This window comes from Gemmatimonadaceae bacterium (assembly GCA_036003045.1).
Taxonomy (GTDB): Bacteria; Gemmatimonadota; Gemmatimonadetes; order Gemmatimonadales; family Gemmatimonadaceae; genus JAQBQB01.
Map to the genome: position 1 here is coordinate 40,013 of DASYSS010000104.1, position 22,542 is coordinate 62,554.

A 22,542-nucleotide genomic window follows, 5' to 3' on the forward strand; every position below is an offset into this window, starting at 1 on the left:
GCCGTCCCTCGTCACGCTGAGCGGAGTGGGCGCAAGCCCACCTCAATCCCCTCGGCTCATTCGGCGCTACGATCGCCGCCTCCTATTCCTATGTCCTATCAATCACTGCCAACCAACCGATCTCTGGTTGCCGTCGGCTTCGCAACAGCCGGCAACTTCACAGTAGTTCCACGTCGTTTCATCAAGAGCAAGCCAACGGAACCGGGCCGTTGCCGGGTTCGTACCGTTTGGCGGCAGACCGGCCGCGTGGTCTCGGCGAGTGACGCAGCGATACATGGGTCTGCCCCCGCTGGGCGCGTCCAATCTGACCCAGACTCGCTTGATGAACCAAATGAAAGGCAGTTTCTGCTCGGGCCCGCAACCTTCGGCGGGAGGAGGCGACGGGACATGGCAGTCGCTCCGCGTGCCATAGCACATAGAGAGCATATTCATGTGGGTCAGCGGCAGCTGAGCGGGAACCGGATCAAAGTTGAACTTTTGCTTGTAGTATTTGGCTGCTTCTGGCGCACCGGTCATCGTGTCGAGTCCGACATACGCAACGTGGACCCATTTTTGATCGAAATTTCCTTTGTGTTTTGAGACCAGGTCGGGGTCGGGAATCACGATTCCCTTGAGTCCCGATGGTACGAATTGACCAGAGCCGTCTTTCACGGCGAGAAACTGCTCATCGTACCAGCCTTTCACGCCCAAGACGCGAGGAACGGTTATTGTCGATGCCAGCTCGGGTGCATGGCCAGCCGAGACGGTGAAGGGTCTGGCCCCTCGACTGCCGATTTCGCACCATGCGGCTCCGCATTTGATCCCGATGTATTGCCGATTGTTCACCGGATCCCAGTCCCAACGAGCAGCGGGGGGATAATCACTGTCCGCTAGTCCTGGCGTCCTGAATACTTCGAGCGGTCTTCCCTGATCGTTGAAATTGCTAGCATCGAAACAGGCTTTGCCGTTCGATCCGGGTAATCCCACGTTGACTACTTTCGCGCTCAGGTTTCCTGTCGCGTCGAAGTAGAGAAACAAGCAGTTGAAGTTCGGACCGATTCCCAGTGCGTCGTAACCCGCCCCGTACGTATAGATCTCCCCGACGGGTAATGACGTCGTCGTTGGTGCACCAAGGGTCGCCGCGACGGAGAAAGAGTCGCCGACGCGGACAGAAACGCCGGGTCCTGGTGCGACGACGGGTACCGGTTTCACTGGTGGAGCGTTCGTCGTCACGGTGACCGCCAGGCTCGCCCGGCGATTTTGCGCGACCGTTGACGTGGCATTGATGACGACGGTACCGGGGCTGACACCCGTCACACGTCCACTTGCGTCGACGGTTGCGACCGAAATGTTAGACGAACTCCACGTCGTGTTGTCAAACGATAGCGCTCCGACAATGCTATCGAGCTTGTATGCCGCGAAGATCGCGAACAGCGATTGGTACTGCGAAGGGTGCCCTTCGATGCCGGGAACGATGAACTTCTGACAGTCGTGGAACTCGGGTATGTCGGTGATTGGACCTGTTGCGGCGAGCGCCGAGTAGCCCGGCACCGAGGACGCTCCCCCAGCCGCCACTCTCTCGGAGTCCGTCTTGGTCGCCAGAAACACAGGGATCGTGTCCCACACCTGCGGGCACTCTGGCGCCGTCGCCAGGAGTCGTGTACCCGTCATGTGCGAGTCGCTCCAGTGCTCCTCCGTGCACCCGGTAGCGCCAATCAAGGTTCCCGCGAACATCGCAAGCGCGATCCTGCGCCCTTGCTGCGTTGTACTTGAGGCCATCTTGCCCTCCGAGCGGGTGAAAAGGAACGTCGTAGGCATTTCGAACAGACTGCCCAGTTCTAGCGCGCTAGGCGCTCCATCTCCTGAAGAGTGGAACGCAGAAAGGGGTCGCCACCCGACCACAAGATGACCACGGCTTTCGCCCAAGTACGCGCCGTTGCAGTGTCGCCTTGGCGCTCGGCGAGCCTCGCGCGTAGTGCCATGATTCGGACGAGCGACCCCGTTTGCACCACGTTGGCCAGATTCTGAGAGGCGGACAGACGAAGCACCTTGAGCGTGGGATCAAGCCAGTCGATCGCGCGCTGAGTATCCCCGATCGAAGCGAATGCGGCCGCCCCGGGAAGGAGGCCCTCCATTCTGATCTCCGCCGGTCGAAAGGTGGACCGTACGCGCGAAAGCTTCGCGAGCCCGTTCCGGATTGCATCGGCGTTGCCGCCGAGTGCGACCAACAACTCGGTTTGCGCATCCGGGTGCGGATGCGATTGAGCCGCCGTCGACAGCGTTCGCAGTCGGCAGTCAGGAAACGCGAGTGCGGCTGCGCGCATCAGCCATTCCGCCCGGATCTGGCTTCCCGCCGTTCCGGGCAGGGTTGCGACGCTGCTCTCGACTGCGTCCTCCAAGGCTCTCAGTGTATCGCAGGAGGCGCCCATCGCCGCACCAGCCAGAAGCGCGGGGCCGCTCTGCGCAATGGCGGATGGCACGCCGTCGATGACCCCTCCCGCGGCGGCGTAGCGAGCCGCGAGGAGTCCGTGGCCAGTCAATCCGGCCAGGCTGCCAAGCAATTGCGTTTCGGCATGCTCGGATGGCGAGTGTGTCCGGAGCAGCGAATCAGCGAGGGCGCGCGCTGTGTACAGGCCAACTGTGTCGGACGGAACCGAAAACTTGACTCTCAGCAGGACTTCACTGGCCGCGATTCGGAGCCGGTCGTTCGGCGTCGACGCCAGCGTTCGCGCGAGACGCATCGTGTCGAGCGCCCCCGCATCGCCGAGCAGTTCGAGCGAGATGGCGAGAGCTTCAGCCGCATCGACACTCGTCGGAGCCTCTGCTCTCCACATTTGAGAAATGGCATGGAAGCGCTCTCGCTGTCGCTGCACGGCAAGAGCCTGAGCATCAGGCCACGGCCCTTGAAGGGCTTGATCCCCTCGCAACGGAATGAACGCCAACGAATCGCGCTGCCACTGCGGCACGGCCCGAAAAAATCCAGTGTCTGGCGCGACCGCGACGCCCTCCCGATAGCGCATGCCGCGAGTAAAAAAAAGATCCTCAAGGCTGCCGAGCGAGCGGCCGCCAAATCCGCGCAACATTGAAGACCGAAGTCGGAACGCCTGCTCGTATGCGCGCAGCGCGCGCTCATAACTCGACCTGAATCGCCAACCAGAGGTAGCGGGATCGCGCAGAACCCCCTTGTCCCGCCCCAGGCAATTGGCCAATCCGTACCACGCCGCGTAGTCGAATGGGTTGATGTTTGTCAGCGACGACAAATCGGAACAGGCGTCCTGCCATCGTTCAGCGTCCAGGGCGACGAGTGCAATCAGGAGGACACTGTCCGATGACGCGACCGGCCCATGCAGTGCGACGGCTTGGGTCGCCTGTCGCGTGAGTTGACCCCAGGAGTGTTCCTTCCAGTTGCGCATCCAGCTGCGCACGTTCGCCAGCCAGATTAATGCTTGGGCGTCGCCGGGGTCGATTCGGGTCGCGGTAAAGAACGCTGAGTCGGCGCGGAGGAAGTCTCCCTCCTCAAGTGCCGCTTGCCCGCGAAGGAAGGCTTGCCGCGAACTAACGAAATTGGTCCCACCGCGGCCTTGGGGCCGCGGCACACGCACGACGGCGCTGCGGAACAGCATGCTATCAGCGAGCGCGTCGATAAGCCCGGCCGCCGCTCCGAAGTTCGCGAATCGCAACGTCTTTTCGATCAAACGGGTATCGGTCCGAGTATCAAAGAGCGCCGCCGAAACCTCGATAGAGTCTCGTACACGCGCGCTCCTTACACGCAGGTATCGCCCCGCGCGAAGCGAGGCTGCCACGACATGCCCGCGGTCTTGCGCGGTCGTGCCCCGAGCCTGGCGCGCCGCCTCTGCGACGACGGAGCGGTCGACCAGCGTCAGCTCGGACCAACGGGACAGTCGGCTCCACAGCGCGTCCGAAGCATCGAGCGCGGCCGAGTCGACCGGAACCACGATGTAGATCGTGGTATCTAGTTTGGGATTGATAATTCCAATATCTTCAAGCCATCCGCCGGGGCGCGTCGTCAACCAACCGAGAGCTAGCACCAACGCAAGCCCGGCAAAAAGGAGCGGTGTTCGGGGCGTGCGCACTCGGCGCACCGAGGCAGCAGGTAGGGTCACCGCCGCATCGAACGCCTTCACAAACTCCGTCATGTTCGAATAGCGATCCGCCGGCGCGAGCGACATCGCCTTCTGAATCACCCGCTCGATCGCCTGCGACACGCCCGGCCGGTACGCGCTGATCTCCCTCGGCGGAACTCTGAACCTCAACGCGATCGTCGACTCTTGTGTCGGCCCATGAAATGCCGGCATCCCGGCGAGCATCTCGTATACCACGCACGCGAACGAGTACTGGTCGCTGCGGCCGTCGAAATGATGGTCGCCGCTCGCCTGCTCGGGGCTCATGTACGCCGGCGTGCCGCGCACGATGCCCGACGACGTCGTCGAGTCGCCGGCCACGCGCTCCACCGCGCGCGCGATGCCGAAGTCCGACAAGTACGCTTCTTTGTCCGAGAAGAGAATGTTCTCGGGCTTCACGTCACGGTGGATCAATCCGCGCTCGTGCGCGTGCTGCAGCGCCGAGCCGATCGCGCGCACGATGTCCACCACTGATTCGACCGAGAGCTGACGCTCCTTGTCGAGTCGCGTGCGAAGCGAGCCGCTTTCCATGTGCGGCATCACCAAGAACAGATCGGCGCCGAATTGCCCCGAGTTGAGAATCGGCGCGATGTGCGGATGGCGAAGCCCCGCGTTCATGCGGAACTCGCGCAGGAAACGATCGGCCGCGACGCTCTCCACGAGCTCGCGATGCAATACCTTCAACGCGACCGACGTCGACGTCGTCGTGTCGTGCGCGAGAAAAACAGTCGCCGTCCCGCCCCGCCCGAGCTCACGCTCGATGGTGTAGCGACCGGCGAACGTACCCGAAGGTGGGGTTTGCGAAGCCATGGGAGGCGGGAGCCGAGGCCGTCGTCGGCTGGCTGGACCGTTCAGCACACAATACCCCCCGTATACGGCGTCCGCTAGAAGACCTCGGACGCCCTTATATCCACGGCAAGAACTGGCCTATCGATGAACCGGTATTAACAGAGGTGAACGGCCGTCGCCTTGAACCCGGCGACGATCTCGCGACCCACATCGAGTGAAAGCTCCCTGACAGATCGCGCCGTCACCGCGGCCACGATCGGCGTGCCGCTGGCTTCCACCGTCACCTTGCTCAACGCGCCGGCGGGAACGATCTCCACTATTCGTCCACGGAATTGGTTCTGCATGGACGACATCGAGAGCTCAGCCGAAAGCGATACCTCTTCCGCCCGGATCACCGCGTGCGCGGGGCCGGGGACCACGTCGCCGAGGGCGTAGAACGTCAAATTGCCGGTCGTGAACGCCACCGGCAGCTCGGCGAACTGGTTCTTCGCCGCGTCCCGCCAGTCCGGCGCCTCGGTCCGGATCGGGCGCGCCGTGCCCGCGAAGACGTTTTCGACACCCAAAAAGTCGGCGATGTACGGGGACACCGGGCGGTGGAACACGTCGGCCGGGTCGCCCTTCTGAACCACCCGCCCGCCGTCGAGCACGATCGCCACGTCGCCGAGCACCCCCGCTTCGGCGAAATCGTGCGTGACTTGCAGAACTGTAAATCCTCTTTCGAAATACGTCGCGCGAAGCTGTCGACGGGTCGTGCCGCGCGTGCGCGGGTCCAGCGCGCTGAAGGGCTCGTCGAGCAGCAGGACCTCCGGCCGCGCCGCGACCGCGCGCGCGATCGCCACGAGCTGGCGCTCGCCGCCGCTCAACGAGGCGACCGCGCGATCGTAGAGCGGCTCGACGCCGAATCGGTCGGCCGCGTCGTCGGCGTCGTCCGCGCTTGCCGCGCCGTACTCGACGTTCTCGCGCACCGTCAAATGAGGGAACAGATATGCGTGCTGATAGACGATGCCGAGCCGCCGCCGCTCGGGCGCGAGCGTCGTCACGTCCTCGCCACGCAGGATGATCTGCCCCGACGTCGCGTGCGTCACGCCGGCGATCGTCTCGAGCAGGGTCGTCTTCCCCGCCCCCGCTGGGCCGATGACGACCCCGTAGCCGCCGGCGGAGACCTCGAACGTGATGTCCGTAAGCCGGAACCCTCCAACGCGCGAATTGACGAGTCGGAGGGCGATCATTCGCGCGGCTCCTGTCCACCCGTCCACCCGTCCACCCGTCCACCCGTCATTCTTTCCTCAACGCGCGCAGCGCGGCCAGCGGAACGAGGGCGAGCAGCACGAGCACCGCGGCAACCGGCAACGCCTCGTTCAACCCGAACGCGGTGAATCGATCGTAGCTCAACACGCTGGCGACCTTCGGATTGTACGTGAGGATCACGATCGCGCCGAACTCGCTCACCGCGCGCGCCCACATGACGATCGCCGCCGCCGTGAGTCCGCGCGACGCCAGCGGCAGCGTCACTCGGCGAAACGCGCGCCATGCGTCGTCGCCGAGCGTTCGCGCGACCGCCTCGAAGCGCGCGTCGACGCGGGCGAACGCTTCTCTCGCCGCGCTCACGTAGAGCGGCGCGGATACGAACAGCATCGCGCAGATGATTCCGGCCGGCGAGCCGGCGATGCGCAACCCGGCGGAGTACAACGCCGAGCCGACGGCACTGCCGCGGCCGAGCACGAGGAGCAACGCGATGCCCGCAACCGGGTGCGGAATGACGAGCGGCAGATCCATGATCGCCGCGAGAAACGCCTTGCCGCGGAAAGTGCGTCGCGCGAGCACGTAGGCGATCGGCGTGCCCCCCGCGATGCCGAGCAGCGTCGCCGTCGTCGCGGTGAGCGCCGTGAGCAACAGGGACTGCCGAAGCTCCGAGTCGCTGCCGAGCGAGGCGACGCCGCGCGCTCCACCCGCACCGACGAGGCCCGCCACCGGGCCGACGATGAAGAGAAGGAAGATCGACGCGATCAGCGCGACGACGATCGACGCGACCGTTCCGCCGCCCCTTCCCCGCGTCGCGACCGGGGCCGGCGCCGCGGGCGGCGCCTTCCGGTCGGCGCTAGCGGTCGTCCCCACCGCGGATGCTGGACGGGGCGCCTGCGCCATGTACGACGGGATGGGCAATCATGTCCACGTGTGCGTCGCGCAGTTGCTTCAGCACCGTCGGCGAGAAGAGATACTCGACGAACCGGTTGGCGCTCGCCGGATGCGGTGCCGCGCGCGGGATGGACATTCCATAGAGAATCGGCTCGCCGCGCAGGAGCATCGTCGAGCCTGGAGTCGGGCCCCGCACGTCTACCGAAACGCTCTCGTACTCTTTCTCGCGTTGTGCGTCGCCGAGGTCGATCGCGGGCGGCAGGGCGACATAGCGAAAACCGTTCGACTCCGCGACGGACTGATAATCGTAGATGTAGTCCAGCTCTCCCGCGGCAAGGAGCCCCGCGAGCTCCGCGGCGTTGGGCCGCATGTTGCGGTCCGGCGCGTGGTCGAGGAGCGACTTCGCCAACCCCGGCTTTTGATAGAACCGCTCGGCGAGCTGGAACATCAGCAGCGTGCGATATCCGACCGGCGCGATCTTCGGATCCGTTCGCCCGACCTCGACGTCGCCTTTCGCGAGGATCGACATCCAGTTGTCCGGCGTGATCTCGGCGGCGTGCTTCGACTTGGGAGTGTAGGCCACCACCATCCGGTTGCGGGCGAAGTCGGCGTACCAGGTGGCATGAGCTGGAACCAGGTATCGCGGAAAGACGTCGGCGTCCGCCAAAAGAAGGACATCGGGGACGCGGTGCAGGTCCGTGATCTTGCGCACGTGCTCCAACGAGGCGCCGCTCTCTCTTTGGACCACGATCCCGGTCTGCGCGGTAAAGGCGTCGAGAACGGGTTGCAGGGGCTTGGTCAGGCTGGCCGCGACGAACAAGACCAGGGTGTCGGCGGCGAGGAGGCCAATCATGCCCTAAAGAAAGCCCTCCGGCGGGGGGCGCGCCACAGACGGAAACTTTCGCCATCTTTTACCGTCGTGGCACCCACGTGCAAGCTCCTCGAACACCTCTCCCATGTCTGATCTGGCAATCGACATCCGCAAGATCGTCAAGCGATTCGACGAGCACGTCGCCGTGCGCGAGCTCTCGCTTCAGGTTCCTCGCGGATCCGTCTACGGTCTCCTCGGCCCCAACGGCGCCGGCAAGACGACCACCATTCGCATGATTCTCGACGTGCTGCTTCCGGACGCCGGCACGATCGAGATCTTTGGCCGTCCGAACACCGACTACGGCGTCCTCGACCGCGTCGGATATCTCCCCGAGGAGCGCGGGCTGTACAAGAAGATGCAAGTGCGCCGCGTGCTGCTCTTTCTGGCCGAGTTGAAGGGGATGCGCGCCGCTGACGTGGCGCCGCGCATCGACGAATGGCTCGAGCGCTTCGGGCTCGTGACGCCGCAGAAGAATTGGGGCGACGCGAAGGTCGACGAGCTGTCTCGCGGCATGCAGCAGAAGGTGCAGTTCATCGCGACGCTGCTGCACGACCCCGAACTGGTGATCCTCGACGAACCGTTCAGCGGACTCGATCCGATCAATGCACAGGCGCTCAAGGACGCGGTGCTCGAGCTCAAGCGGCGCGGCAAGACGGTCATTTTCAGCACGCACGTGATGGACAACGCCGAGAAGATGTGCGACTCGGTGTGCATCATCGCGCGCGGCGAGAAGGTGCTCGACGGCAGCGTCGCCGAGGTGAAGCGGGGCGCCGGCACGCGCAACATCGCGCTCGGCCTTTCCGGCGGCGCGCACAACGGCGTGACCGAAGTGCTGCGCGATTCGCAGCTCGTCCGCAAATTCGACGACACCAACAACTACTTCGAGCTCGAGCTGGCGCCGAACGCCGACGCGCAGGTGTTGCTGCGCCGCCTGGTGGACGCCGGCGCGTCGATCGAGCGCTTCGAGCTGATGCAGCCGTCGCTGCACCAAATCTTCCTACAACGCGTCGGCGCGAGCGGCGTCGAAACGGGGATGTCCGGCCATGGGTAACATCGGCAAACTCTTCGTCGTGGCGAAGCGCGAGTACATGGAACGCATTCGCTCGCGATGGTTCATCGTGATGACGCTGCTCGTTCCGGCGATCTTCTCCGGCGCGATGCTGTTCCCAGTGTACGTCGCGGCGCGGAGCAGCGCGTCGGGGGGCGCGCTGCGCAACATCGCGATTCTCGACGCCAGCGGGACGGGGCTTGGCGAACAGATCGCGACGACGCTCAAGACCGACACGACGCTCGGCCGGCCCGATGGAATCGAGCCGCGAGTCATCGTAGCGACGACGGCCGAACTTCCCGCGAAAGAGCGTGAGCTGCAGACGCAGGTCGAGCAGCCGAACAGTCTGGTCGGCTACTTGGTCCTCACGGACAGCACGCTGACCAACAACGTCGCCAGCTATTCCGGCCGCAACGCATCCACGATCAACGACATCGACAAACTGCGCACGATCGTGCGCCAGGACGTCATGATCGCGCGGCTCCAGCGCGAGGGCGTTCGCGCGGACGTCGTGAAAGATCTCGCGACGGCGACGTTCCGTCTCAAATCGGAGCGCATCACCGAGCGCGGACGATCGGGCTCGGGCACCGGCGGATTCCTCGCCGGCATCATCGTGGGCGTGCTGTTGTTCATGTCCATCGTGTTCCACGGCCAGAACGTGCTGCGCGGCGTGCTCGAGGAAAAATCGACGCGCGTCGCCGAAGTCGTGATCTCGAGCGTGAAACCCGAGGTGCTGCTCGCCGGCAAGGTGCTCGGCGTTGGCGGGGTCGGACTCACGCAGCAGGCCGCGTGGCTCGGAATCACGGCGTACTTGATGAGCTTCGTGACGCCGATCCTGACGAAGGGGCTGAGCGGGCAAGCGGCAGCCGCGGCGGCCGACCAGTTCGGCGGCGGATTCGCGACGATCAGCCTGGCGACGATTGGCCTCGTTCTCGTCTACTTCATCATCGGATTCGTGTTCTACGCCAGCCTGTACGCCGCGGCCGGATCGATGGTGAACAGCGAGCAGGAAGCACAGCAGGCCGCGGCGCCCGTGCTGATTCTCCTCATGAGCACGTGGCTGCTGGTCAACACGGTCCTCGTGAATCCGAACAGCAAGCTCGCCGTCGCGCTCTCGTGGCTCCCGTGGTCGTCGCCGATCATCGTGCCGCTGCGGGTCGGACTCACCACGGTTTCACCGATCACGATCGCCGGTTCGATCGTGGTGGCGATCCTCGGCTGCATCGGCGCGGTGTGGCTGTCGGCTCGCATCTACCGTGTGGGGATGCTGATGTACGGGAAGAAGCCGAGCTTTGCCGAAGTCGCGCGGTGGATACGGTACGCGTAGACGACTAACGTCTGATATCGGACGTCTGACTAGGCGTGACTAGATGGAGCTCCGAGTGTGTTCGGGCTCCGTTTGGACGCCGAGTCTGATGTCCGAAATCAGACGTCAGACGTCCGATTTCTAGCGGCGAGCGAGCGTCGAACGCGCGATCGAACTCCGAGTGGCCGAGTACTGATCTACTCCACCGCCCGTTCGATCCGCCGATCCGGCACCAGCCACACCCCCGCGACGACGACAAAAATCGCGTCCGATATCATCGGCTGCACGAAGGCGAGCGGAATCGCCGCGACGTAGAGAGCGAGAGAAATCTTGCCCTTGCGATCCGCTCCAATGGCGCGCGCCAGCTGCGAGTCCACGCCCTGCGCTCCGATGATCGCGAATTGAAGGACCTCGTACGCAATCGCGGCGAGGACCATCACCACACCGTACAGGGCGGTCGGCACGGACGCATAGTGATTCCGGCCCATCCACGCCGTCACGAACGGGATGAGCGACAGCCAGAACAAGAGGTGCAGATTCGCCCACAGCACGGCGCCGTTGACGCGGTCCGTGAGGTGCAGCATGTGGTGATGGTTGTTCCAGTAAATGCCGAGGTAGACGAAGCTCAGCACGTAGACGAGCAGTGACGGGATCACCTCGCGGAGCGCGCCGAGCGACACGCCTTGCGGAGCTTTGAGCTCCAGGACCATGATCGTGATGAGGATCGCGATCACGCCGTCGCTGAACGCCTCGAGTCTCCCTTTCGACATGCCGAACACTTAAGCTGCCGTCCAAGCGCGGCAACCCACACGATCCACTTCGACATCCCATGACGCATCCGATTCCCCCGATCCCCGGCGGCCGGCAGTTCCTTCGCCATACCTTGGCCACGCTCGCCTATCGAGCATCGAAGGCCATGCGCGGAGCGCCGTCGTCGTTCTCGACCTTCATCGTCGCCGACGGGACGCGCACACCCGGTCAGATCCTCGCCCACCTCGGCGACCTCATGGACTGGGCGCTGACCCAGGCGCAGGGTCAACAGAGGTGGAGTGACACGAAACCCGGCGACTGGAACGCCGACGTCGACCGGTTCTTCCGTTCGCTCGCCGCGCTCGACGCCTATCTCGCGTCCGACGCCCAGGTGCACTTCGGCGCGCAGAAGATCTTCCAGGGCGCGATCGCCGATTCGCTCACGCACGTCGGGCAGATCAACATGCTCCGCCGCATCGCCGCGGCGCCGGTGCGCGGTGAGAACTACGCGCGCGCCGACATCGCCGTCGGGCAGGTCACCCGCGAGCAGCCGCCGTCGCGCGTGGAGTTTGACTGAGGCCGTGCGACTCCGCGGCGTCCAATTCGGCGAGCGTCCGGCGAAACGCGCCGAGTCCCGCGGCGAACAACAGGATCGCGATGGTCATTCCAGCGACGTTGACGATGGCCAGCGATCGGCCGACCGCCAGCGGGTCGTGGAACACATAGTCGTTCAACCATCCGACCGAGCTCGGACCGAGCGAGCGCGCGATCAGCGCGACGAGCAGCACGTAGAACGCGACGCCTTGCGTTCGCAGATGCCGAGGAACGATTTCGGCCGCTGACGCCGACGCCGCGCCCCACGGCATCGCCGCGAACAAGTTGACGACGGCGAGCCACCAGCCGGCCGCCATCCCCGTCGGCGCGAGCGGGAACGCGGTCGCCGCGACGAGCATTCCCGCGGCGCCGATCATGCCGACACGCAGCGGGGCGTCCGTCTTTCCCGCTCGCACGAGACGATTCGCGATCCAGCCGCCGACGAGAACGCCGATCGGCCCGATGAAGATCGTGAGCAGTCCCTGAAGCCGCCCCGCCTGCGCCTCGTTCCAATTGAAGCGACGAAGAAAGACGGCGGGAATCCAGACCACGAGCGAAAAGTTCACGCTCGACGACATCGCGAAGCCGACGCCCTGCGTGAAAAACGTGCGGCGATGTTTGCCGACGTGGGCCATCAGCGCGCCGAACGAACCGGAAGGCTGCTCGCCGTCGCGCGGCCGACGAGGCTCGCGGACGGTCAGCAACAACAGCGCGATGAGAAGCCCGGGAAGTCCTACGGCAAGAAAGACGAGCTGCCACGCGTGGATGCTGCCAAGAATCGGAACATCGACTGTAGCCGCGTTGGCCGTCGCTCCTACCATGTACCCGCCGATGGCGTAGCCCGCGCCCGAGCCGATGAAGATTCCCAAGCTGAGAACACTCATCGCGCCGGCGAACTTGTCGCGTGGGAAATAGTCCGCGAGGAGCGACGCGGCGGGAGCGTTGAGCGTGGCTTCGCCCACACCCACGCCCATGCGCAACACGAACAGTTGCCCGAAGGTTCTGGCTCCGGCGCACAGCGACGTGAACAAGCTCCAGAGTGTCGCGCCGCCGACCATCACGTTTCGGCGGCTCGTACGATCGGCGAGGCGCGCGATCGGCAAGCCGAGCACGGCGAAGAACAGCGCGAAGGCAACCCCGCCGAGGTAGCCGAACTGCGAGTCGGTCAGGTGAAAATCGCGCTCGAGCGGGCGAATGAGCAGACTGAGAATCTGCTGGTCGATGTTCCCGCTGACGCTGAACAACGTCAGCACGGCGACCACGTACCACGGATACCATCCGCCGCGCCCACGCGCGCTCGAGTCGTGCATGACAAGAAGATAGCCGCGCTCGGCTGCCGGTCATCGTCCTCGGCCGCGTGGCGCGATGTCCGGGTTTGCTCCAGTTTGTCGTCGTCACCAACGGAGCGATCGATGCGCGGTCCACGGACGTTGATTGCAACAGCCGCCTCGGCGCTGGCGCTCACCACCGCGTGCGGGCATTGGTCGTGGACCCCTCCGTCGGCGTCTCCCCGCACGACGATCCCGAACGGCACGATCCGCCAGGATCTATTCGTCTCGCCCGCGCTCGGCGTCGCGAAGCGACTCGTCGTGTACTTGCCGCCGTCGTACGCGAAAGACACGTCGGTGCGATACCCGGTCGCCTACTACCTGCACGGACTCTCTGGAGCCGAATCCGACTGGGTGGCGAAAGGCGGGATCGACGCGGCAGCCGACTCGCTGTTCAACCGCGGCACGCCCGAGATGATCATCGTGATGCCGGACGGCGACGACGGTTGGTACACGACGTGGACGAACCAACTCGACTATCGGGCATGCGCCGACACCGTGCACGCCGAGGCGCCGCTCTCGTTCTGCGTGAATCACCAGCGCTACGACGACTACATCGCGCATGACGTCGTGCGCTATGTCGATTCGCACTACCGCACGCAGGCCGACCGCGCGCACCGAGGCATCGGTGGATTGAGCATGGGCGGCTACGGAGCGTTGAGCATCGCGCTGCACTACCCGGACGTGTTCAGCGCGGCCGCGAGCCATTCCGGTGTCGTGTCGCCGCTGTATGTCGGGCCGCATCCGTTCGTCGCACCGCCGCAGTACGCGACCGAAGCGGACATACTGCTTCCCGCGGCCGCCGTCTATTGGTCGCGGTACAAGACGTACTGGGGTACGGACCTCGCGCGCTGGCGCACGGCCGATCCCGCGCGTTCCGCCGAAACACTCCAGCGCCGGCAAGGGCGCATGCCGTCGATGTTCATCGATTGCGGAACCGAAGACGCGCTGATCGATCAGAACCGCGCGCTACACGACGAGCTCAATCGCCTTCGCATTCGGCACGAGTACGCCGAGTGGCCCGGCGCGCACACGTGGCGGTACTGGAACACGCATGTGAGGGAGAGTCTGGCGTGGATGGGGAGGAGAATCGGGTAAAGGGCGCTGGGCCGCTCGACGTGTGAGAGTAAGCCATTAGTCACCCGCGCCGTTCGTCGTAGCGGCCTACCGGCCTACCCGCCTCGCAGCCTACCGGTCCACCCGTCCGCCTAGTTCCCCGCCGCGCGAAACCCCTCGGCCGTCAATGCGCCCATCACTCGGCTCCGCAGCGAGTCGTTCACTTTGAGGTGCGGCCGCGCCGCCGCGACGGCATCCAGAAACGCGTTGGCGAAGTCGAAGTGCGAGTGGCAATCCCGGCACACCTCGAGGTGCCGCACGATGCGTTCGCGCTCCTCTTCGGACAGGACGCCGTCGAGGTACGGCCAGAGCCGCATGACGACGAACTCACATTCTGCGCGACTAACCATGGCGACGCTCGGGAATCGGTCGAAGGGTGATCGTTTGAGACCGCTGCGACGCGTCTGACGTCTTGAAACCGGCGTCGACCGCGTAGTCGATGAGAGATTCTTGAAGTTGGCGCCGCGCGCGATAGAGCCGCGATCGGACCGTGCCGATCGGTATGTCCAGCGCCGCCGCGACCTCCTCGTAGGTAAATCCATCGACGTCAACGAGCGTGGCGACGTCGCGGTAGTGCGGCTCGAGCGCCGCGATCGCCCGCGCGATCGCGGGGCCGAGATCGAGGCGGCCGAACATTCCGTCCAGATCGCTCGCCTTGGCGCGGTTGTGCTGGCGCACCGCGGCCAGATTCTCCAACTCCTGGTCGTCAGCCACGACAGACCTCGCGTTCCGCCGCCGCTGCTCGACGAACGCGTGCCGGCAGATCGTCGACAACCACGCTTTGCAATCGGTGCCGGGCACGAACGTGTTCCAGTGGCGGTATGCGCGAAGAAAAGTCTCTTGCACCAAATCGTCGGCGTCGGACGGATCGTCGGTGAGCGCGGCAGCGACGCGCGCGATCGTCGGCAGGAGCGGCAGCGCGATTTCCGCGAACTCGCGGTCGCGATTCGATCCGGGCGAAGCCTGTGGAACGTGCGCGTCGGCTTGATCCATTTTTCTCAAAACGAGCGACGCGGGACGAGAGTTCCCGGCTATCCGGCCAGCGCGACCTCGAACGCGGCCGTCGCGAGGTCCGTGATCGGCGTCGGCACGCCGTGCTCTCGGCCGAGCCGGCGAACGGTCCCCGCGAGCAAATCCAGCTCCGACGGCCCGCCCCGCTCGAGGTCGAGCAGAAAGCTCGGCTTGATCGCCGGCCCGATCGAAAAGAGCTCGTCTCGCACTTTGATCTCGTCGGCGTCGTCGAGCCTGCCGGCCGCGGCGCGGGCAACCAACGCCACCTCGTGCAGCGAGTTCGTCAGGATTCGCCGGCCGGAGTCCGTCGCGAGAACTGGACCCATCGGCTGACGCGCGAGCCCGCAGGCGATGCCCATCGGCACGATGAACGCGAACTTGCGCCAGATGTCGCCCGAGATGTCGGCGCTGAGACGCGCGTTCGATCCGCCCTTCGCGAACGCGTCTACTATTTTTGTCGCGCGCTCGCTCGATGGTTGACCGAATTCGCCGACCGTGACGCGGTCGCTCGGTCCCTTTCGATGGACGACCCCCGGTTCGGTGCGCACGAGACTCGCGTTGACGATGCCGCCGAGGATCGCCGCCTCGGGCACGCCGAGCGCGACGAGCCGTTCGGTGACGTCGGCGCCGTTGAGCAGCGGGACCATCGTCGCGCCATTGTTCGCCGCGCCGACGAGCGTCGGGCCGACTTCGCTCAACGAATAGCTCTTCACCGCGACGACGACGAACTCGCAGTTCGCGACCAGCGCACCGTCGTCGGACACTTCCGGGCGAACGGTGAACGATTCGTCCGGTGTCCGCACCTCGAGGCCGCGCTCGCGCATCGCGGTCAAATGCTCGCCGCGGGCCACCAGGTGAACCTGATGACCCGCGCGACTCAACGTTCCCGCGTAGTAGCTGCCGATTCCGCCCGCGCCAACGACGCCGATATTCACGTGGAAAATGAGGCGGAGTGCGGGTGCGAAGTGCGGAGACGGACCGCTACGGACGGAGTGGTTTACTTCTTGGCTGCGGCGGTGAACAGATGCGCGTACTCGCCGTACCCTTCTTCCGCGAGCTTGGACGCCGGGATGAAGCGCATCGACGCGGAGTTCATGCAGTAGCGCATGCCGGTCGGGCGCGGCCCGTCGTCGAAGAGATGGCCGAGGTGTGAATCGGCGTGTGCCGAGCGAACCTCGGTGCGCACCATGCCGAGCGTGCGGTCGCTCTTCGTCTTGATGTTCTCCGGCGCGAGCGGCTTCGTGAAGCTCGGCCAGCCCGTTCCGGACTCGAATTTGTCGGTCGAGCTGAAGAGCGGCTCACCGGATACGACGTCGACGTAGATCCCCGGCTCGTGGTTGTCCCAATAAGCATTCTGGAAAGGACGCTCGGTGGCCTCGTGCTGCGTGACCTCGTACTGCAGCGGCGTGAGCTCCTTCTTCAGGCTGTCGTCGGACGGCTTCGTGAAGTTCTTCATGGTATGGCTACCCGATTGCGCCATTTTGGTCGTTTGGGCGCCAAGAGCGCCCACCCCTGCGGTCGTCATGCTTGCGGCGGCGATCGCGATGATGCCGGCAAACCGCGCCAATTGAGTTCGTTCGAGCATGTCAGTCCCTTAGAAAGCGCGTGGAAGGCGTCCTTGCCTTCACCGTTCAAAACCGTTCCGCGCGGCGTTTGGTTCCACCCTCGATAAGTTACGCCGACCGGCGGCGGGCGGCATCCGGTTACAATACGCCCGTGGAACACCGTTGGATCTCGGGTCCTTTCGCTCACTCACCGCGGAGCTAGCCGTGGCCGTCGCTATCGATCCTGGTTTGGCCCAAACGCTCACCGATGCCCGGCTGCAGCTGCACCACGCGGCGCAGCTCGCTACGGCGACCGGCATTTCGTACCTGCCGGCGGAGCCGGACGACAGCCACACCAATCTCGAGTGGGTCGAGAGTTTGCGCGCGCTCGCCGCGCGTGTGATTCCCGCGCCCCAGCCGTTCCGAGCCCTCGTCCAACCGGCCGACCTGTCGCTCTCCGTCGCGGGCGAAGACAATCAGATCGTCGCGTCTACGCTGCTTCACGGCCTCACGATGGACGACGCCGCCAACTGGCTCCGCGCACGCATCGCCGAACGCGGCGCCGACGGCGACCGCCTCACGCTCAAACGCCACTACGAGATTCCGCACCACGACGTCGACGACGGCGCGACGTTCGACACGAAGAACGCCGCCGCGCTCGCGCAGTTGGACGCATGGTACTTCGCCGCGAGCAAGGCGCTCGACTACGTCCGTTCATCGACGACCGACGCCAGTGAGATTCGCTGCTGGCCGCACCACTTCGACATCGCGACGCTCATCGACCTCGGCGGCGGAAAGACGATCGGGGTCGGCATGGAGCCGGGCGACCAGTACTACGACGAGCCGTACTTCTACGTGAACATGTCGCCTTCCCCCAAGCCCGACGCGGCGACGGCCTCGCTCGGCGGCGGCGGGGCGTGGCACACGCACGAATGGGTCGGCGCCGTGCTTCCCGGATCGAGACTCGGCGAAGAGCCCAAGGAGCAGGTGCACGCCTTCTTGGACTCTGCGATCTTGGCGGCGAGGGCCATTCAACGCGCAAACGCTTAGCGCGTCTTCGACCGCTGTAAGACAAGACAACAAAATCTGCGGGATCGTTTTTCCTTGCTGTTGCGGTCGCTGTTTCCGGACTCGCCTGGGCGAGTGTCGACGCTTAGTGCTCCACCACCGCCGGCTCGCCTTGATCGACTCCAAGCTCGGCTTTCACCATCGCGTGCGCCTTCCGGCCTCCGCGAGCCGTCGTGTGCGGCGCCTCTTCGTGATCCAGGAGCAGCTGCGCCATGTCAACCGCGCGCGCGACGAGACTGCGAGCACCTTCGCGCAGCTCGGGACTCATCATCACCGCGCGCGTGTTGTTCTCCATGTCCTCGGCCGACCAGCCGCGTGAGTGCGCGATGTACGGAAACTGCGAGAAATGACAGCCGACTTCGGCGAAGAAGCCGAGCATCTGGCCGGCCACGGCTTGCACGTTGTCCTGGCCGCCCGTGATGATGAACGACGCCACCTTGTTTCTCAGCAGCACGCGGTTCGCGATCGTGACTTGGTTCTGCACGCAGTTCATCCGCTCGACCATGCGGTAGTAGAGCGAGCTCGCGTTGCCCCAGCGGATGGGCGTCGCGACGACGATCGCGTCGGCCCAGTGGACGATCGCCTCGTAAACGACCTCCATCTGGTCCTGCGGGTCCATCTGCGTGATCGAGCAGGGCCACGTGCAGGCGTGAGCGCTCTTCGAGTAGTAGCCCTCGCACGGCCGAAAGCGCAGACCGGCCAGGTGAATCGTCTGCGTGTCGACGTCGAGCTCCGTCGCGGCGTGGTGCATCGCTTCGGCCAGGAGGTCATCGGACGTCGAGTAGCGCGGATTCTGCACGTCCATGTTCGTCGTCGAGATGCCGAGCACGCGCACGCGTCCCGGCGCGCGCTGGATGCGTCGCGCCACCGGATGCGGCGGATGTGACCCGCGCGTCCGCTTCGTGACCGGCGTTTGCGACACCATCACGCGCCCGTTCTCGACCTTCACGTCGTACGACGGGACGGCGTCGATCTCGAACCCCGGCTCGCCGAGTCCCGTCTTGAAGTGGTACTTCCAATTGTGCCACGGGCAGGTGACGTACTCGCCGTCGATCCGCCCCTCGGCGAGTGGACCGCCCGCGTGATTGCAGACGCCGGAGAGCGCGCCGAACGCGCCGGCGACGTGGGTGATCGCGACCTTGAGATTGTTGACCGTTACGCCGGTGAGTGAGCGCTCGGACAGATCGGCCGTCGAGCCGACGTCGACCCAGTTGCGGCTGGTCTCCCCGCCGCCCGACGGCGCGTCGTCGCTCACGATGCCGCGGTCAGCGCGCCGACCCAGAACAGCTCGTTGGCGTCGGTCCAGAGACGGTCGACGCGGAACCCCGCCGCGCTGGCGACCGTCGCCAGCTGGTCCTCGTCGTACTTGTACGACGACTCCGTCCAGATCGTCTCGCCGCGCACGAAGTCGAACGTGTTGCCGGCGACGCGCACCGATTGGTCGCGTGTGCTCTCGAGGTGCATCTCGATCCGGCTCGCGTCGTCGTTGAAGAATGCGACGTGCCTGAAGCTCGACAGATCGAAGTCGGCGCCGAGCTCGCGGTTGATGCGGCGCAGCATGTTGCGGTTGAACGCCGCGGTCACGCCTTGCGGATCGTCGTACGCGGCGTGCAGCACCGCGGCGTCCTTCCGACGGTCGACGCCCAGCACGAGTGCTCCGCCGGCTCCCACCGTGCGACGAATGCGCGTGAGAAACGCAGCCGCTTCGGCCGGGTGGAAGTTTCCGATCGTCGAGCCGGGGAAGAAAGCGGCGCGCCGCGAGTGCGCCGGCAGATTCGGCAGTGGAAGGAGGCGCGTGTAGTCGCCGCAGATGGGTCTCACGGCCAGCGTCGGATAGTCCGCCTCGAGCTCCGCCGCGACCCGCGCGAGCTGCTCGCGCGAAATGTCGATCGGCACGTACGCCGCGGGAGCACGCAGCGCGTCGAGAAGGAAACGGACCTTCGTCGCGGCGCCGCTGCCATACTCGATCAGCGCCACGTTCGCGCCGATGAACTCGGCGATCTCGCCCGCGCGCTCTCGAAGGATCGAGAATTCGCTGCGCGTGAGGTAGTACTCGTCGAGCGTGCAGATGCGCTCGAACAGCCGCGCACCGACGTCGTCGTAGAAGAGCTTCGGCGGCAGAGTCTTCTGCGTTCCGCCGAGGCCATGCAGAACGTCGGCGAGGATCTCCCCCCGCTCGGTGTGCGCGGCGCGCGACGCCCGCTGCGGATGCATCGATGCGCTCATGCGTTCTTCGCCAGCCTGATGCCCATGAACTGCCAGCGCGCGTCGGACGGAAAAAAGTTGCGGTACGTGACGCGCGCGTGCGACCGCGGCGTCGCGCACGACGCGCCGCGCAGCACCCACTGGTCGCACATCCATTTGCCGTTGTACTCGCCCAGCGCGCCGGCGGACGGCGCATAGCCCGGGTACGCCGTGTACGCGCTCTGCGTCCACTGCCACACGTCGCCGTACAACTGGCGCAGCGATCCGGGGCGGGGGCGCGACGGTCCGGCATGCGAGGGATGGAAGTTTCGCGCATCCACGAACGCGCCTTGCACCGGCTGCTCTCGCGCGGCGATCTCCCACTCGGCTTCGGTGGGCAGACGCGCGCCCGCCCACCGCGCGAACGCATCGGCCTCGTAGTAGCTCACGTGGCAGACGGGGGTGCCGGCGTCGACGGGATTCACGCCGGCGAGCGTGAACTCCGTCCAGCCATCGGGCGTGCGCTCCCAGTAGAGCGGCGCCTCCCAATTCTGTGCGCGCACGGTGGCCCAGCCGTTCGACAACCACAGCTCCGGGCGATGGTAGCCGCGGTCGTTCATGAACGCGAGCCAGTCGCCGTTGGTCACCAGCCGGTCGGCGAGATTGAATTCGTCGACGTACACGCGGTGCGCCGGCATCTCGTTGTCGAACGAGAAGCTGTCGGCGTCGTGTCCGATCCGGTGGACTCCAGCCTCGACGGAAACCCAGTCCGCCGCGCCGCCGTTGTGGCTGGCCGGCCGCCTCGTCGTGTAGACCGGGCGCATGGGATTCATCCAGAACACGTGTTTGATGTCCGTGAGCATCAGCTCCTGATGCTGTTGCTCGTGGTGCACGCCAAGCTCGATCACCGGCATCGCGGGATGATTCGGATCGTCGCCAATCCGCTCGACCAGCGCGCGCAGCGCCGCGTCCACGTGCGCGCGGTACGCGTACACCTCGGCGACCGTCGGGCGCGTGACGAGACCGCGCTGCGCGCGGCAGTGTCGTTCGCCCGCCTGGACGTAGTACGAGTTGAACAGGAACGCGTACTTCGGGTTGGGCGTGACGTACGACGAGTCGAACGGCGCGAGCACGAACGTCTCGAAGAACCAACTGGTATGCGCCAGGTGCCACTTCGTCGGACTGACGTCGGTCATGCTGCTCACGACGTAGTCCTCGACCTCCAGCGGAGCGCAGAGCGATTCGGTCTGCGCGCGCGCTTGCGTCAATCGGTCGAGAAGCGGCGGCGCCGCGGCGCGAACATCGACGATCGTCATACGATACGAGCCCCCAAATTCCGTTCTACCTCGCCATGAAACTCCCTAAACGGCTACGTCGGCCGAGGAGTTCCAGATCTACCGCCGCCGCCTCGCGGTTATGAGCGTGGCGATTTCGTCCGGCCGCGGATTGATGAAGTCGAGGCGGACGCGGCCGTCCGGCTGCGTGGTGACCGTCGCGGGAATTCCACTGTTCGTAAGAACCCACCCTGCCGGCAGCACCACCGCGTTCGACGGCCGACCGAAACTGCGATCCCAGACGAGCTCGTCACCGACGAGCTTGTAACGAGCGGTGTCCGTGTACGTCTCGAACATGCGAATCCGGATCGATTGGCCCGGGCTCACCGCCGCAAAATGAAACACCACGACCTCGAGATCCGGCGTGACGTTGCTCACGGCGAGCTTCGCGCGCGAGATGGCCTCGCCCTTGAGAATCTCGAACTTGAGCGGCTCGCCCGTGTCGAGATTCATCGCCCGCGGGCTCGACACCGTGCTTCCGGCCCTCACTTCATTGATGTACGTGCTAGTTCCGGGCCGCGATTCCGTGTAGTCGTGATACAAGTCGAAGGCGTGGGTCTCCGGCTGCTGAAGGAAGTAGACGATCTCGCGGTTCTGGTGAGCGCGATCTCCCAAACGTGAAGCCACGCTCGACGCCGTCGCGCTCGACTCTTTCGCGCCGACCCGTACGGCGCGCATCATCAGCGGCGCTTCGGACGGCGTGTTGTTCCAGAAAGTGATGCCGATGCGTCCGTCCGTTTCCTGCAACACCTGCGATGGGAAATTGCAGGACACGAGCTCGTATCCCTTTGGTAGCACCACCGCGTTTCGTTTGATCCCGAGCGGTCGGCTGAACACGATCGTGTCGCCGCGCAGGAAATAGCTCGACGCGTCCTCGTACGTCTTGTCGATCAAGACGCGCGCCTCACCGCCGTCGGCCGGTACCGGGCGCGTGAGCTTGACGCGGATGTACGTCTGCGTCGTGTCCTGACTTCGCACGCCGCCCTCGCGCGCCAGCGTCGCGCCGACGACGTCGAATTGCAGTGGCTTCCCGGTCGCGCGGTCGCTCACGCTCTCGTTGGTCGCGACGCTGCCCTTTCGAATCGGATTGAAGAAGTACGTCGCGCCCGCGGTCGTCGCCGTGACTTCGTAGATGATCCGGAACTTCGCCGAGCCGGGTTCGAGCAGCTCGTAACGCGTGTACTCGTCGGACTCGGTTTGCCGCGGCGGCCCCCCGCCCCCGACCCCGGCCTGGGCGCCGAGACGGCCGGCGCCGATCACGACGAGCGTCGCTCCAAATGCTCCACGAAGACGAATCATCGTTCCCTCGTTCGAAGCGAGAAGGGTCAGTCCGGGGGGTTGA

Annotated in this window: 20 protein-coding genes; 5 read left to right on the top strand and 15 right to left on the bottom strand. The window is 65.3% G+C overall.

Features of this window, described 5'->3' with window-relative positions:
- Positions 1–102: 102 nt before the first annotated feature.
- The 5 genes from VGQ44_22760 to VGQ44_22780 all read right to left on the bottom strand — a co-directional run bounded on the left by VGQ44_22760 (position 103) and on the right by VGQ44_22780 (position 7,899).
- Positions 103–1,530, bottom strand: coding sequence for an Ig-like domain-containing protein (locus tag VGQ44_22760; protein HEV8449661.1), 1,428 nt, complete (start codon positions 1,528–1,530; stop codon positions 103–105).
- 287 nt (positions 1,531–1,817) lie between these two features.
- Complete coding sequence (locus tag VGQ44_22765; GenBank protein HEV8449662.1) at positions 1,818–4,931, bottom strand: serine/threonine-protein kinase; 3,114 nt, start codon at positions 4,929–4,931, stop codon at positions 1,818–1,820.
- 134 nt (positions 4,932–5,065) lie between these two features.
- Positions 5,066–6,139 (bottom strand): ATP-binding cassette domain-containing protein, encoded by a 1,074-nt coding sequence (locus VGQ44_22770; protein ID HEV8449663.1) that lies wholly within the window; start codon positions 6,137–6,139, stop codon positions 5,066–5,068.
- A 46-nt stretch (positions 6,140–6,185) separates the two neighbouring features.
- Entirely contained in the window at positions 6,186–7,025 is an 840-nt protein-coding gene (locus VGQ44_22775; GenBank protein HEV8449664.1) for an ABC transporter permease, read from the bottom strand.
- Entirely contained in the window at positions 7,009–7,899 is an 891-nt protein-coding gene (locus tag VGQ44_22780) for an extracellular solute-binding protein (GenBank protein HEV8449665.1), read from the bottom strand. The genes VGQ44_22775 and VGQ44_22780 overlap by 17 nt, the downstream gene beginning before the upstream one ends.
- Positions 7,900–8,002: 103 nt before the next feature.
- Here VGQ44_22780 and VGQ44_22785 point away from each other — a divergent pair, with 103 nt between their 5' ends.
- Both VGQ44_22785 and VGQ44_22790 read left to right on the top strand, forming a co-directional pair.
- Entirely contained in the window at positions 8,003–8,968 is a 966-nt protein-coding gene (locus tag VGQ44_22785; GenBank protein HEV8449666.1) for an ATP-binding cassette domain-containing protein, read from the top strand.
- Positions 8,961–10,292 (top strand): ABC transporter permease, encoded by a 1,332-nt coding sequence (locus tag VGQ44_22790; GenBank protein ID HEV8449667.1) that lies wholly within the window; start codon positions 8,961–8,963, stop codon positions 10,290–10,292. Before VGQ44_22785 ends, VGQ44_22790 begins: the two co-directional genes overlap by 8 nt.
- A gap of 176 nt (positions 10,293–10,468) precedes the next feature.
- Here the strand turns inward: VGQ44_22790 and VGQ44_22795 are convergent, their stop codons facing one another.
- A complete protein-coding gene (locus tag VGQ44_22795) occupies positions 10,469–11,041 on the bottom strand; it encodes a TMEM175 family protein (GenBank protein ID HEV8449668.1) in 573 nt (190 codons plus the stop codon).
- A 59-nt stretch (positions 11,042–11,100) separates the two neighbouring features.
- On the opposite strand from VGQ44_22795, the gene VGQ44_22800 reads away from it, so the two are divergent.
- Positions 11,101–11,598 carry a hypothetical protein gene (locus tag VGQ44_22800; protein ID HEV8449669.1) on the top strand — a complete coding sequence of 166 codons (498 nt, stop codon included), beginning with the start codon at positions 11,101–11,103 and terminating at the stop codon, positions 11,596–11,598.
- On the opposite strand, the gene VGQ44_22805 is transcribed toward VGQ44_22800, so the two are convergent.
- Positions 11,558–12,925: an MFS transporter gene (locus VGQ44_22805; GenBank protein ID HEV8449670.1), complete on the bottom strand. Its 1,368-nt coding sequence runs from the start codon at positions 12,923–12,925 to the stop codon at positions 11,558–11,560. The genes VGQ44_22800 and VGQ44_22805 overlap by 41 nt on opposite strands.
- A gap of 102 nt (positions 12,926–13,027) precedes the next feature.
- Here VGQ44_22805 and VGQ44_22810 point away from each other — a divergent pair, with 102 nt between their 5' ends.
- Positions 13,028–14,041: an alpha/beta hydrolase family protein gene (locus VGQ44_22810; protein HEV8449671.1), complete on the top strand. Its 1,014-nt coding sequence runs from the start codon at positions 13,028–13,030 to the stop codon at positions 14,039–14,041.
- A 110-nt stretch (positions 14,042–14,151) separates the two neighbouring features.
- Here VGQ44_22810 and VGQ44_22815 read toward each other — a convergent pair whose 3' ends face one another.
- The 4 genes from VGQ44_22815 to msrB form a co-directional block, all read right to left on the bottom strand.
- A complete protein-coding gene (locus VGQ44_22815) occupies positions 14,152–14,409 on the bottom strand; it encodes a zf-HC2 domain-containing protein (GenBank protein ID HEV8449672.1) in 258 nt (85 codons plus the stop codon).
- The gene (locus VGQ44_22820) at positions 14,402–15,052 is read right to left on the bottom strand and encodes a sigma-70 family RNA polymerase sigma factor (protein HEV8449673.1); all 651 of its coding nucleotides are present in this window, start codon (positions 15,050–15,052) and stop codon (positions 14,402–14,404) included. Before VGQ44_22820 ends, VGQ44_22815 begins: the two co-directional genes overlap by 8 nt.
- Positions 15,053–15,090: 38 nt before the next feature.
- The gene (locus VGQ44_22825; protein HEV8449674.1) at positions 15,091–16,005 is read right to left on the bottom strand and encodes a 2-dehydropantoate 2-reductase; all 915 of its coding nucleotides are present in this window, start codon (positions 16,003–16,005) and stop codon (positions 15,091–15,093) included.
- 62 nt (positions 16,006–16,067) lie between these two features.
- A complete protein-coding gene (gene msrB / locus VGQ44_22830) occupies positions 16,068–16,655 on the bottom strand; it encodes a peptide-methionine (R)-S-oxide reductase MsrB (protein HEV8449675.1) in 588 nt (195 codons plus the stop codon).
- Between the two features lie 184 nt (positions 16,656–16,839).
- Here msrB and VGQ44_22835 point away from each other — a divergent pair, with 184 nt between their 5' ends.
- Positions 16,840–17,664 (top strand): hypothetical protein, encoded by an 825-nt coding sequence (locus VGQ44_22835; protein ID HEV8449676.1) that lies wholly within the window; start codon positions 16,840–16,842, stop codon positions 17,662–17,664.
- 103 nt (positions 17,665–17,767) lie between these two features.
- On the opposite strand, the gene VGQ44_22840 is transcribed toward VGQ44_22835, so the two are convergent.
- The 4 genes from VGQ44_22840 to VGQ44_22855 all read right to left on the bottom strand — a co-directional run bounded on the left by VGQ44_22840 (position 17,768) and on the right by VGQ44_22855 (position 22,499).
- Positions 17,768–18,937, bottom strand: coding sequence for a Rieske 2Fe-2S domain-containing protein (locus tag VGQ44_22840; protein HEV8449677.1), 1,170 nt, complete (start codon positions 18,935–18,937; stop codon positions 17,768–17,770).
- Positions 18,934–19,908 carry an L-histidine N(alpha)-methyltransferase gene (gene egtD / locus VGQ44_22845; protein HEV8449678.1) on the bottom strand — a complete coding sequence of 325 codons (975 nt, stop codon included), beginning with the start codon at positions 19,906–19,908 and terminating at the stop codon, positions 18,934–18,936. Before egtD ends, VGQ44_22840 begins: the two co-directional genes overlap by 4 nt.
- Complete coding sequence (gene egtB, locus VGQ44_22850; protein ID HEV8449679.1) at positions 19,905–21,182, bottom strand: ergothioneine biosynthesis protein EgtB; 1,278 nt, start codon at positions 21,180–21,182, stop codon at positions 19,905–19,907. Before egtB ends, egtD begins: the two co-directional genes overlap by 4 nt.
- Before the next feature lie 78 nt (positions 21,183–21,260).
- The gene (locus tag VGQ44_22855; protein ID HEV8449680.1) at positions 21,261–22,499 is read right to left on the bottom strand and encodes a hypothetical protein; all 1,239 of its coding nucleotides are present in this window, start codon (positions 22,497–22,499) and stop codon (positions 21,261–21,263) included.
- Positions 22,500–22,542 lie beyond the last annotated feature (43 nt).

What these genes read in the sequence shown, in the direction of transcription:
- VGQ44_22765 (HEV8449662.1), bottom strand. Translation starts at nt 4,931, where the DNA reads ATGGCTTCGCAAACCCCACCTTCGGGTACGTTCGCCGGTCGCTACACC.
- VGQ44_22770 (HEV8449663.1), bottom strand. Translation starts at nt 6,139, where the DNA reads ATGATCGCCCTCCGACTCGTCAATTCGCGCGTTGGAGGGTTCCGGCTT.
- VGQ44_22780 (HEV8449665.1), bottom strand. Translation starts at nt 7,899, where the DNA reads ATGATTGGCCTCCTCGCCGCCGACACCCTGGTCTTGTTCGTCGCGGCC.
- VGQ44_22785 (HEV8449666.1), top strand. Translation starts at nt 8,003, where the DNA reads ATGTCTGATCTGGCAATCGACATCCGCAAGATCGTCAAGCGATTCGAC.
- VGQ44_22790 (HEV8449667.1), top strand. Translation starts at nt 8,961, where the DNA reads ATGGGTAACATCGGCAAACTCTTCGTCGTGGCGAAGCGCGAGTACATG.
- VGQ44_22795 (HEV8449668.1), bottom strand. Translation starts at nt 11,041, where the DNA reads ATGTCGAAAGGGAGACTCGAGGCGTTCAGCGACGGCGTGATCGCGATC.
- VGQ44_22800 (HEV8449669.1), top strand. Translation starts at nt 11,101, where the DNA reads ATGACGCATCCGATTCCCCCGATCCCCGGCGGCCGGCAGTTCCTTCGC.
- VGQ44_22805 (HEV8449670.1), bottom strand. Translation starts at nt 12,925, where the DNA reads ATGCACGACTCGAGCGCGCGTGGGCGCGGCGGATGGTATCCGTGGTAC.
- VGQ44_22810 (HEV8449671.1), top strand. Translation starts at nt 13,028, where the DNA reads ATGCGCGGTCCACGGACGTTGATTGCAACAGCCGCCTCGGCGCTGGCG.
- VGQ44_22815 (HEV8449672.1), bottom strand. Translation starts at nt 14,409, where the DNA reads ATGGTTAGTCGCGCAGAATGTGAGTTCGTCGTCATGCGGCTCTGGCCG.
- VGQ44_22820 (HEV8449673.1), bottom strand. Translation starts at nt 15,052, where the DNA reads ATGGATCAAGCCGACGCGCACGTTCCACAGGCTTCGCCCGGATCGAAT.
- msrB (HEV8449675.1), bottom strand. Translation starts at nt 16,655, where the DNA reads ATGCTCGAACGAACTCAATTGGCGCGGTTTGCCGGCATCATCGCGATC.
- egtD (HEV8449678.1), bottom strand. Translation starts at nt 19,908, where the DNA reads ATGAGCGCATCGATGCATCCGCAGCGGGCGTCGCGCGCCGCGCACACC.
- egtB (HEV8449679.1), bottom strand. Translation starts at nt 21,182, where the DNA reads ATGACGATCGTCGATGTTCGCGCCGCGGCGCCGCCGCTTCTCGACCGA.
- VGQ44_22855 (HEV8449680.1), bottom strand. Translation starts at nt 22,499, where the DNA reads ATGATTCGTCTTCGTGGAGCATTTGGAGCGACGCTCGTCGTGATCGGC.